This is a genomic window from Streptosporangium sp. NBC_01639, assembly GCF_045209755.1.
GTDB lineage: Bacteria > Actinomycetota > Actinomycetes > Streptosporangiales > Streptosporangiaceae > Streptosporangium.
In genome coordinates this window covers 8,087,461-8,099,449 of sequence record NZ_CP109272.1, presented here as the reverse complement: position 1 = coordinate 8,099,449, position 11,989 = coordinate 8,087,461, and the positions used below count along the sequence as shown (strand labels likewise).

Genomic DNA, 11,989 nt, shown 5'->3' with positions numbered 1-11,989 from the left:
TTGTGTGATCACGGGCCGAGGGTCAGTCAGGAGTGGTCATCCAGAGACGGCGTCTCCACCTGCCGCCGGACGGACACAGGCGCGTTTCCGTCAACAGCGTGGAGCGGCCCGGAGCCGAGGTGCCCGGGTGTCCTCCCCTCCCCCGCCACACCGGCCTTGGCCTGCACAAGTGAATGGACCGGCCTGGGAGAGGTCGGAACCGGAAGCCGGGGCCCGCAATCGCCGATCGGAACCACGGCGCTCCGGCGTTCGAGACGCCGCACCGAGCGGACCTCGACCTCGTAACCGGAAGACTTGGCTCCATCGCTCCCCCACCATCGGCGGCGTAAGGAGCCCATCACCTCGATCATGTCGTCCGGCAGCCAGTCCGCCACGGCCCTGGTGACCTCGGGCTCGAACGACACACAGGGGATGGTGTCCACGCGGGTCCCCCGGCCGCGTGATTGCCGCCGTACGATCATCCTCCAGTTGCCGAGCGTGCTCCCACTCTGCAGCGCCCTGATCCGAACCGCCTCGGGCAGACGGCCTACCAGGGTGACCTCGTTACGGTCCATCGAATCCTCCTCCGATCTCTGCCGGTCGAGATGGATTCTTTACGATGTGAGCTGTACCAGGATGGTCGAACGCCGTTCTGGGGAAAGCCGTTCCAGTTCTGAGGTGGCCTGTGGACAACATCACCGCCCTCGGCGAAGACGTCTATGAGATCGACACAAGGATGGCCGGGTACTCCGGCATCACAGCGGGATACCTGATACTTGGAGACCGCCCCTGCCTGGTGGAGACGGGCACCTCCACCTCCGCTCCGGTGGTGCGCGACGCGCTGACCACCCTGGGAGTCGGTCCCAACGACCTCGCCACGGTCGTCGTCACACACATCCACCTGGACCATGCGGGCGGAGTCGGCGACATCGCCGGGTTCTACCCGCAGGCGGAGATCGTGGTCCATGAGAAGGGAGCACGCCATCTCGCGGACCCGTCCCGCCTCATGACCAGCGCACGAATGGTCTGGGGTGACAAACTGGACACCTTGTTCGGGGAACTGTCGCCTACGGAGTCCTCACGGATCCGCGCACTTGGCGACAGAGGGGCCATCGATCTCGGCAACGGGCGAACCCTGGACAGCCACTACTCTCCCGGCCACGCCAAGCATCATGTAGGACTGATCGACTCGGGCACCGGCGACCTCTACGTCGGTGACGCGGCTGGGGTCTACCTCCCCCAGACGGGCGATCTGCGGCCGGCCACGCCGCCCCCGGACTTCGACCTGCAGACCGCGCTGAACTCGATCGGCCTGTTCAAGGCACTCGGCCCACAACGGCTGCTCTTCAGCCATTACGGGCCGGTCGCGGACGTCGCGGAGACTCTGGAGCGCTCAGCAGAGGAGTTGCGCGTCTGGGTCGAACTGACCCGCCAAGCACATTCGGAGGGCATGGACCTCGACCATGCGGTGGCCATGGTCAAAGAACGTACACAGGAGCGCTACACGGCTCTGAAGGCCGACGACGTGACCGCGGAACAGTTCGAACTCCTCAGCGGAGCCCCGTCCAACGTGGCCGGAATCCTGCACTGGCTGAACCGGGTCCAGCAGTAGGGAACCTCCGTCTCGGGTGAACCGGGTCGGTTCACCCGAGACGGACGGAGTTACTTCTTCTCGACCTTGCTCTCGTCGACGTCACCGTCGTCATCAGCGGGATCGTCGAGGACGTCACCGAAGTTGGGCTCGATGAAGGCTGGGCCGACACCGGCTTCGATTTTTTCCTCGGCAGCCGGCTTCACCTCGGCGGCCGGAGCCTCGTCTTGGTGGTCATCGTCGACAACGGACTCACCGATGAGATCGTCCTCTGCCTCGATTTCAGCATCGAGAGTGGCGGCATCGTCAAGCTTGACGTCCGCCTCTTCCTCGATGTCCTCATCCTCGACGGCGACGTTCAGGAGATCGTCGGCTTCCTCCAGGTCGAACCGGTCGTCCTCGTCCTCGTTCTCGTTCTCGTCTTCGTCCTCTTCGAGGTCTTCGATGAGAGTGCCGGTCAGCTCTGCATAGCGCTCAGCCGCGTCGGTCTCTCCTTCCTCGTCGAAGTCCACAGCACGGCCGAACCATTCGGTAGCCGGCTCCTCATGCCCGGCATCGGCCAGAGCGTCGGCATAGGCGAAGGCCAGGCGTGCCGACCAGGGCTGCGGACGAGTGTCGCGCAGTTCCGGGAGACGTTGCAGAGTGATGACCGCGGCATCCTTCTGACCGAGGTCCCGGCGAGCGCCGGACTCCACAATGGCGAGTTCGATCTTGCCGATCCGGTCGAGACGCTCAGCCTCCTTGGAACGGACAAGGTCGAGAGCACGCTCCGGACGGCCGAGGCCGCGCTCACAGTCCGCCATGATCGGCAGGAACGCATCGGAGCCCGTCATACGGCGAGCCGCCCGCAGATCGCTCAGTGCCTCGGCGAAGTGGCCGGCGCGGTAAGCGGCGGTACCGACAGCCTCACGGATGACGCCGATCCTGGCGGCGAAGCGACGGGCGACCTTGGTGTGTTCGTAGGCCTGCTCGGCGTCATCCTCACCGAGAGCGCGCTCGGCCGCCACCAGGTGGCGAGAGATCAGCTCGGCAAGGTCGAGCGGGAGAGAACGCAGCTCTTCGCGGACGTCCTTGTCGAGTTCCTCCGCGGTGATGTCCGGAGCGAGGGAAGGCAGTTCCTCGCGTTCCCGGCTCGGAGCCTCATCACGGCCGGTAGGCCGGTCGTCCCGGCTGTAGCGGGTACGGGAACCGTCGCCTTCGCTGCGGAATCCACTATCGCGGTCACCGTAGGAACGACGCTCACCACCGCCGGGACGGTCGTCGCGATTGAACGGCGGACGCCCGCCACGATCATCACGGTTGAACGGGGGACGCCCACCACGGTCATCACGGTTGCCGCGGTAGCCGCCCCCGCTGGGACGGTCGTCACGGTTGAACGGGGGACGTCCGCCACGGTCGTCGCGGTTGAACGGACGGCGCTCACCCTGATCACGCGAACCGTACTGGCTACGCGCCTGGTCACGGTCACCGTAGGAACGACGCTCACCACCATCACGCGGCCCCGAAGGACGCTGACCCCCACCGGGACGGTCGTCACGGTTGAACGGAGGACGCTGGCCACCATCACGATCGCCATAAGAACGACGCTCACCACCGCTGGGACGGTCGTCACGGTTGAACGGCGGACGTCCGCCACGATCATCGCGGTTGAACGGGGGACGCCCGCCACGATCGTCACGGTTGAACGGACGGCGCTCACCCTGATCACGCGAACCGTACTGGCTACGCGCCTGGTCACGGTCACCGTAGGAACGACGCTCACCACCATCACGCGGCCCCGAAGGACGCTGACCCCCACCGGGACGGTCGTCACGATTGAACGGCGGACGTCCGCCACGATCATCGCGGTTGAACGGGGGACGTCCGCCACGATCGTCACGGTTGAACGGACGGCGCTCACCCTGATCACGCGAACCGTACTGGCTACGCGCCTGGTCACGGTCACCGTAGGAACGACGCTCACCACCGCTGGGACGGTCGTCGCGGTTGAACGGCGGACGCCCACCACGGTCATCACGGTTGCCGCCCCCGCTGGGACGGTCGTCACGGTTGAACGGCGGACGTCCGCCACGGTCGTCGCGGTTGAACGGACGGCGCTCACCCTGATCACGGGAACCGTACTGGCTACGCGCCTGGTCACGGTCACCGTAGGAACGACGCTCACCACCATCACGCGGCCCCGAAGGACGCTGACCCCCACCGGGACGGTCGTCACGATTGAACGGCGGACGCCCACCACGATCATCGCGGTTGAACGGGGGGCGCTGTCCACGGTCATCGCGGTTGAATGGCGGGCGCTGGCCACCATCACGGTCACCGTAGGAACGACGCTCACCACCATCACGCGGCCCCGAAGGACGCTGACCCCCACCGGGACGGTCGTCACGGTTGAACGGCGGACGTCCGCCACGGTCGTCGCGGTTGAACGGACGGCGCTCACCCTGATCACGGGAACCGTACTGGCTACGCGCCTGGTCACGGTCACCGTAGGAACGACGCTCACCACCATCACGCGGCCCCGAAGGACGCTGACCCCCACCGGGACGGTCGTCACGGTTGAAGGGCGGACGCTCACCGCCACGACTGTCGCGGGAGCCGTACGGAGCGCCTGAGCGCCCTTCACGGCGCTCGCCATATCGGGGGCCGTCACCCGGACGCCCCCTACCGCTACCGGCGCGGTAGCCTCCCTGCCCGCCAGATCCGCGGTTCTCGCCTTCGTCGCGCCGGCCCGCGCCGTCACGCCCATTATCACTGTTCACTTCTGGTCCATTCGTTTGCTCACTCGGCGAGCGCGTCCCGTCTTCATAGACGGATGGGACGATTCGCTGTGCGGGCGGTCTCCGGCCGCGGGGGGGCGCCCCGTTCGCTATCGCTGCCCCGCCCTATCGTGGTCTGGCGAGACGAAGGCCATCCGCGTTGGGATGGCCCGGCCTCTCCAGCCTAGCAAGCCCCCCAAAGTCCGTAGGCCTTCTGCTTCATACCTGGGTGATCGTGCTCAACGAAGAGCTCCAATCAGGATTGGAGCCATCTCGGCACCCGGGGAAGGGGGTTCCAGCAGGGGAACCCCCGGGGAAAGGCCCGGGAATGTGACGGGGCCCGGGGAAAACAGAAAAGGCCACCCCAACCGGGATGGCCTCAACTGCGACAAAAAATTGTCCGGCGGCGACCTACTCTCCCACACCGTCCCCGGTGCAGTACCATCGGCGCTGAAGAGCTTAACTTCCGGGTTCGGAATGTAACCGGGTGTTTCCCCTTCGCCATAACCGCCGTAACCCTATGAAACTGTCAAACACGAGAACGTGTCTGCTGTCTCAGAATCGCATAGTGGACGCGGGCAACAACCTTGGTCTCGCGCTGCTCCGGACCCGGCGAAGGGACAGAGCGCTGCAGAAACCAAGCTTATGCTTTGTGGTCAAGTCCTCGGCCTATTAGTACCGGTCAGCTCCACACGTTACCGTGCTTCCACCTCCGGCCTATCAACCCAATCGTCTATTGGGAGCCTTACCCCCTCACAGGGTGGGAGACCTCATCTCAAGGCGAGCTTCCCGCTTAGATGCTTTCAGCGGTTATCCCTTCCGAACGTAGCCAACCAGCCGTGCTCCTGGCGGAACAACTGGCACACCAGAGGTTCGTCCGTCCCGGTCCTCTCGTACTAGGGACAGCTCCTTTCAAGTCTCCTGCGCGCGCAGCGGATAGGGACCGAACTGTCTCGCGACGTTCTAAACCCAGCTCGCGTACCGCTTTAATGGGCGAACAGCCCAACCCTTGGGACCTACTCCAGCCCCAGGATGCGACGAGCCGACATCGAGGTGCCAAACCATCCCGTCGATATGGACTCTTGGGGAAGATCAGCCTGTTATCCCCGGGGTACCTTTTAGCCGTTGAGCGACGGCGCTTCCACAAGCCACCGCCGGATCACTAGTCCCAGCTTTCGCTCCTGCTCGACCCGTCGGTCTCACAGTCAAGCTCCCTTGTGCACTTACACTCGACACCTGATTACCAACCAGGCTGAGGGAACCTTTGGGCGCCTCCGTTACTCTTTAGGAGGCAACCGCCCCAGTTAAACTACCCACCAGACACTGTCCCTGATCCGGATCACGGACCGAAGTTAGACGTTCAAAACGACCAGAGTGGTATTTCACCAATGACTCCACCACCACTAGCGTGACAGCTTCACCGTCTCCCACCTATCCTACACAAGACGTTCCAAACGCCAATGTCAAGCTATAGTGAAGGTCCCGGGGTCTTTCCGTCCTGCTGCGCGTAACGAGCATCTTTACTCGTAGTGCAATTTCGCCGGGTCTGCGGTTGAGACAGCGGGGAAGTCGTTACGCCATTCGTGCAGGTCGGAACTTACCCGACAAGGAATTTCGCTACCTTAGGATGGTTATAGTTACCACCGCCGTTTACTGGCGCTTAAGTTCTCAGCTTCGCCACACACGTGCGACTAACCGGTCCCCTTAACGTTCCAGCACCGGGCAGGCGTCAGTCCGTATACATCGTCTTACGACTTCGCACGGACCTGTGTTTTTAGTAAACAGTCGCTTCCCCCTGGCCTCTGCGACCCCCACCAGCTCACAGAGCAAGTCTGATCACCAGCGAAGGCCCCCTTCTCCCGAAGTTACGGGGGCAATTTGCCGAGTTCCTTAACCACAGTTCACCCGATCGCCTTAGTATTCTCTACCTGACCACCTGAGTCGGTTTGGGGTACGGGCCGCCACGGCACTCACTAGAGGCTTTTCTCGGCAGCATAGGATCACCCACTTCGCCACAATCGGCTCGGCATCACGTCTCAGGCTCAATGTGCCGCGGATTTGCCTACGACACGCCCTACACGCTTACCCCAGGACTACCATCGCCTGGGCTGGACTACCTTCCTGCGTCACCCCATCGCTTACCTACTACCAGATCAGGCCAGGCGTTCACCCTCACCCCAAGCCCGAAGGCTTTAGGGGGGTTAAGGACCCTTAGTATCACTGGATTCAGTATTGGCGCACCATAGCGGGTACGGGAATATCAACCCGTTGTCCATCGACTACGCCTGTCGGCCTCGCCTTAGGTCCCGACTTACCCTGGGCGGATTAGCCTGGCCCAGGAACCCTTGGTCATCCGGCGCAGAAGTTTCTCACTTCTGATTCGCTACTCATGCCTGCATTCTCACTCGCACAGCCTCCACAACTAGATCACTCTGCTGCTTCGCCGGCTGCACGACGCTCCCCTACCCATCCACACACCTAGACAGACAAGCTGCCAAGCTAACGTGTGAATGCCACGACTTCGGCGGTGTACTTGAGCCCCGCTACATTGTCGGCGCGGAATCACTTGACCAGTGAGCTATTACGCACTCTTTCAAGGGTGGCTGCTTCTAAGCCAACCTCCTGGTTGTCACTGCGACTCCACATCCTTTCCCACTTAGCACACGCTTAGGGGCCTTAGTCGGTGGTCTGGGCTGTTTCCCTCTCGACTACGGAGCTTATCCCCCGCAGTCTCACTGCTACGCTCTCACTTACCGGCATTCGGAGTTTGGCTGACGTCAGTAACCTTGTCGGGCCCATTAGCCATCCAGTGCTCTACCTCCGGCAAGAAACACGTAACGCTGCACCTAAATGCATTTCGGGGAGAACCAGCTATCACGGAGTTTGATTGGCCTTTCACCCCTAAACACAGGTCATCCCCCAGGTTTTCAACCCTGGTGGGTTCGGTCCTCCACGCGGTCTTACCCGCGCTTCAACCTGCCCATGCCTAGATCACTCCGCTTCGGGTCTACAGCATGCGACTAACAACGCCCTATTCAGACTCGCTTTCGCTACGGCTACCCCACACGGGTTAACCTCGCCACACACCATAACTCGCAGGCTCATTCTTCAAAAGGCACGCAGTCACATCACAGACATCCGAAAACGTCTACGCTCCTACGGCTTGTAGGCACACGGTTTCAGGTACTATTTCACGACCCCTCACCGGGGCGCTTTTCACCTTTCCCTCACGGTACTTGTTCACTATCGGTCATCAGGGAGTATTTAGGCTTACCAGGTGGTCCTGGCAGATTCACACAGGATTTCTCGGGCCCCGTGCTACTTGGGATCCCCTCAAACAGTCGACAAGATTTCGCCTACCCGGCTCTCACGGTCTACGGCGCAACTTCCCAGAAACTTCGACTATCCCATCGATTTCTCACTGTCTACAGTCTCGGCAGAAACCATCAGAGGGTCCCACAACCCCGCACACGCAACGCCTGCCGGCTATCACACGCATACGGTTTAGCCTCTTCCGCTTTCGCTCACCACTACTCACGGAATCACTATTTGTTTTCTCTTCCTACGGGTACTGAGATGTTTCACTTCCCCGCGTTACCACCAACCGCCCTATACATTCAGGCGGAGGCAACACCACATGACTGGTGCTAGGTTTCCCCATTCGGACATCCCCGGATCAAAGTCAGGTTGGCGACTCCCCGGGGCTTAACGCAGCCTCCCACGTCCTTCATCGGCTCCTGATGCCAAGGCATCCACCGTGTGCCCTAAAAAACTTGGCCACAAAGATGCTCGCGTCCACTATGCAAATCTCAAACAACAAACAGCAACCACACCCACCCCACCACCAACACCCACCAAAGGCGAGCTGGTATGACAGGAGGCTGGTCCCGCACGAGGTCAAACAGACAGCAAGCCCGCCACAGCGGGCCCACCAATGTCCGTTTCCTCAGGACCCAACAGTGTGTCCGAACCCATCCGCGCCCCCCAGCCGGCGTTCCCACTCCCGTCCCCCGCGAAGGGTTCAGGCGGTACCAACCGACCCGGGCAGACCCAGATCATCCGATTAACCAGTGCTCCACTAATGAGCGCGCCGAGCGTGAGACATTCGCCCACGGACACGGCTGGGACGACCACCCGCGAACGGGCAAGCCGACCAATGCTCCTTAGAAAGGAGGTGATCCAGCCGCACCTTCCGGTACGGCTACCTTGTTACGACTTCGTCCCAATCGCCAGCCCCACCTTCGACCGCTCCCCCCAGCAAGCTGGTTGGGCCACGGGCTTCGGGTGTTGCCGACTTTCGTGACGTGACGGGCGGTGTGTACAAGGCCCGGGAACGTATTCACCGCAGCGTTGCTGATCTGCGATTACTAGCGACTCCGACTTCATGGGGTCGAGTTGCAGACCCCAATCCGAACTGAGACCGGCTTTTTGGGATTCGCTCCACCTTACGGTATCGCAGCCCTCTGTACCGGCCATTGTAGCATGTTTGCAGCCCAAGACATAAGGGGCATGATGACTTGACGTCATCCCCACCTTCCTCCGAGTTGACCCCGGCAGTCTCCAATGAGTCCCCACCACCCCGAAGAGCGTGCTGGCAACATTGAACAAGGGTTGCGCTCGTTGCGGGACTTAACCCAACATCTCACGACACGAGCTGACGACAGCCATGCACCACCTGTCACCCGATCCGAAGAGGCACCCATCTCTGAGTGTTTCCGGGCGATGTCAAGCCTTGGTAAGGTTCTTCGCGTTGCGTCGAATTAAGCAACATGCTCCGCCGCTTGTGCGGGCCCCCGTCAATTCCTTTGAGTTTTAGCCTTGCGGCCGTACTCCCCAGGCGGGGCGCTTAATGCGTTAGCTACGGCGCGGAAACCGTGGAAGGTCCCCACACCTAGCGCCCAACGTTTACAGCGTGGACTACCAGGGTATCTAATCCTGTTCGCTCCCCACGCTTTCGCTCCTCAGCGTCAGGTAAGGCCCAGAGAACCGCCTTCGCCACCGGTGTTCCTCCTGATATCTGCGCATTTCACCGCTACACCAGGAATTCCGTTCTCCCCTACCTACCTCTAGCCAGCCCGTATCGAATGCAGACCTGGAGTTAAGCCCCAAGCTTTCACACCCGACGTGACAAGCCACCTACGAGCTCTTTACGCCCAATAATTCCGGACAACGCTTGCGCCCTACGTATTACCGCGGCTGCTGGCACGTAGTTAGCCGGCGCTTCTTCTGCAGGTACACGTCAACTTCGTCCCTGCTGAAAGAGGTTTACAACCCGAAGGCCGTCATCCCCCACGCGGCGTCGCTGCGTCAGGCTTTCGCCCATTGCGCAATATTCCCCACTGCTGCCTCCCGTAGGAGTCTGGGCCGTGTCTCAGTCCCAGTGTGGCCGGTCGCCCTCTCAGGCCGGCTACCCGTCGTCGCCTTGGTAGGCCGTTACCCCACCAACAAGCTGATAGGCCGCGAGTCCATCCCCAACCGAAAAACTTTCCACCACCATCCCATGCGAGAAGTGGTCGTATCCGGTATTAGACCCAGTTTCCCGGGCTTATCCCAGAGTCAGGGGCAGGTTACTCACGTGTTACTCACCCGTTCGCCGCTCGAGTACCCCGAAGGGCCTTTCCGCTCGACTTGCATGTGTTAAGCACGCCGCCAGCGTTCGTCCTGAGCCAGGATCAAACTCTCCAAACAATGTTTGAGAAGTTCTCCCGGCTGAAAGCACCCGGCACCGAATGCCGGATGTTCAACCAAAGGAATCCGTCCTCCCACCAGAAGATGGGTGGGACGGGAGTTGTGCTTCATGCACTGGCTTTTAACACACTGTTGAGTTCTCAAGAAACGGACGCGTTCTCCGTCGCCGTGATCATGCGATCCGGCTTCAGGGCGTTCCGTTCGGTATTTCGATCTTAGCTCGTCCGTGTTTCCTGTGTCAAATCGCTCGTTTCGAGCCACTTGCAACAAGATGGTCAAGTCTTGCTAAGATTTTGACAACCCCCTTTCGGGGGCAACCCTCTAAACTTACCTAAACATCTTGGCAGCGTCAAATCGACCAAATTTCGGCGATCTTCACGGGAGCCGGAGGCTGAGGTCCGTTCGGTGGGTTCGGCCCTGGGCTCGTCCGCCGATCCGGCGTCCGTCTCGCTCCTGGGGCATTGAGAATGCTAGGCGGCCTCCAGAGCATCGTCAAATCAGTCGACTCCGAAGGAACCGCAGGTCAGCGATGAGTGCACGGAGAGGCTGGTCTCTTCGCTACCCGAACGTTACAGAACCAACGACGGACGCCCCGGTTAGAGCCGGAACGTCCGTCGTAAAGATCGCAATCAACTCCACATCACGGCATCGACCACACACCGGACGCGGGAAAGATCAGGCGGCGACGACCTCGACACCGCCGATGGAGCGCTTGCCCCGGCGCAACACCAGGAAGCGGCCGTGCAACAGGTCGTCGGCCGAGGGCACATAGGCCTCATCGGTGATCTTCACATTGTTGAGGTACGCGCCACCCTCCTTGACCGCTCGGCGGGCGGCGGATTTCGACTCCACCAGTCCGCTCTCTGCGAGCAGTTCGACGAATGAGGCCCCCAGCGCGGAGACCTCGGCACGCGGCACCTCCGCGAGAGCCTCCCCAAGCGTCCGGGCGGGCAGTTCGTCCAGCGAGCCCTGACCGAACAGAGCCGCCGAGGCTGCGATCACCGCGGCGCACTCCTCGGCACCGTGCAGCAGTGTGGTGAACTCCGTCGCAAGCGCGCGCTGAGCCTCACGGGCGGCGGGCCGTTCGGCGGCCGCCTTCTCCAGCTCCTCGATCTCCTCACGGGACTTGAAGCTGTAGATCTTGAGGAACTTCACAACGTCGCGGTCGTCCGCGTTCAGCCAGAACTGGTAGAAGGCGTACGGCGAGGTCATCTCCGGGTTGAGCCATACCGCGCCGCCGGCCGTCTTGCCGAATTTCGTCCCGTCGGCCTTGGTGATCAGCGGCACGGTCAGCGCGTGCACGTGATTGCCGGTCACCCTGCGGATCAGATCGGTCCCTGCGGTGATGTTGCCCCACTGGTCGCTGCCGCCGACCTGCAGCGTGCAACCATGCCGCCTGTTGAGCTCCAGGTAGTCGTTGGCCTGCAGGATCTGGTAGCTGAACTCGGTGTAGCTGAGCCCTTCGCCACCGAGGCGGGCGGAGACCGACTCGCGAGCGAGCATGCGATTGATCGGGAAGTGCTTACCGACATCACGCAGGAAGTCGATCGCGGACATGCCCTCGGTCCAGTCGAGGTTGCTGACCATGATTCCGCGCGACTCGTCGGAGAGGTCGAGGAACCTCTCGACCTGGACCCGGATCCGCGCGACCCACTCGGCGACGACCTCGGAGGAGTTGAGCGAGCGCTCGGTGCTCCGCCCGCTGGGATCACCGATCAGGCCGGTCGCGCCACCGACCAGGCCGACGACCCGGTGACCGGCCCGCTGCAGGCGGGTGAGGGTCAACAAGGGAACCAGGTTGCCGACGTGGAGCGAGGGCGCGGTCGGGTCGAAGCCGCAATAGACCGTGATCGGACCCTCGGCCATCGCCGCACGCAGGGCGTCGATGTCGGTGGACTGCGCGATCAGGCCGCGCCAGGCGAGGTCATCCAGAATGTCGGTCACGATCCTTGCTTTCCAATGCTCGAAGGGACGT

The 11,989-nt window shown here is 62.0% G+C and carries 5 protein-coding genes and 3 rRNA genes; 2 read left to right on the top strand and 6 right to left on the bottom strand.

Annotation, left to right across the window (positions count from 1 at the left end):
• Nucleotides 1–26: 26 nt before the first annotated feature.
• Nucleotides 27–554 (bottom strand): single-stranded DNA-binding protein, encoded by a 528-nt coding sequence (locus OHA77_RS36800; RefSeq protein WP_406313825.1) that lies wholly within the window; start codon nucleotides 552–554, stop codon nucleotides 27–29.
• A gap of 110 nt (nucleotides 555–664) precedes the next feature.
• Between OHA77_RS36800 and OHA77_RS36795 the strand changes: the two genes are divergently transcribed.
• Nucleotides 665–1,591, top strand: a complete 927-nt coding sequence (locus OHA77_RS36795) for an MBL fold metallo-hydrolase (RefSeq protein ID WP_406313824.1) — start codon at nucleotides 665–667, stop codon at nucleotides 1,589–1,591.
• Nucleotides 1,592–1,641: 50 nt separating this feature from the next.
• Here the strand turns inward: OHA77_RS36795 and OHA77_RS36790 are convergent, their stop codons facing one another.
• Nucleotides 1,642–2,577 carry a hypothetical protein gene (locus tag OHA77_RS36790; protein WP_406313823.1) on the bottom strand — a complete coding sequence of 312 codons (936 nt, stop codon included), beginning with the start codon at nucleotides 2,575–2,577 and terminating at the stop codon, nucleotides 1,642–1,644.
• On the opposite strand from OHA77_RS36790, the gene OHA77_RS36785 reads away from it, so the two are divergent.
• On the top strand, nucleotides 2,524–4,182 hold the full coding sequence (locus tag OHA77_RS36785; RefSeq protein WP_406313822.1) for a hypothetical protein: 1,659 nt from the start codon (nucleotides 2,524–2,526) through the stop codon (nucleotides 4,180–4,182). The two genes, OHA77_RS36790 and OHA77_RS36785, sit on opposite strands and share 54 nt — an antisense overlap.
• 542 nt (nucleotides 4,183–4,724) lie before the next feature.
• Here the strand turns inward: OHA77_RS36785 and rrf are convergent.
• The 4 genes from rrf to tyrS all read right to left on the bottom strand — a co-directional run bounded on the left by rrf (nucleotide 4,725) and on the right by tyrS (nucleotide 11,958).
• A 5S ribosomal RNA gene (rrf, locus tag OHA77_RS36780) occupies nucleotides 4,725–4,841 on the bottom strand.
• Nucleotides 4,842–4,978: 137 nt separating this feature from the next.
• A 23S ribosomal RNA gene (locus OHA77_RS36775) occupies nucleotides 4,979–8,105 on the bottom strand.
• Nucleotides 8,106–8,493: 388 nt separating this feature from the next.
• Nucleotides 8,494–10,014 (bottom strand): 16S ribosomal RNA (locus OHA77_RS36770).
• The 16S, 23S and 5S rRNA genes sit together here, the layout of an rRNA operon.
• Nucleotides 10,015–10,689: 675 nt before the next feature.
• Nucleotides 10,690–11,958 carry a tyrosine--tRNA ligase gene (tyrS, locus tag OHA77_RS36765; RefSeq protein WP_406313821.1) on the bottom strand — a complete coding sequence of 423 codons (1,269 nt, stop codon included), beginning with the start codon at nucleotides 11,956–11,958 and terminating at the stop codon, nucleotides 10,690–10,692.
• Nucleotides 11,959–11,989: the final 31 nt, after the last annotated feature.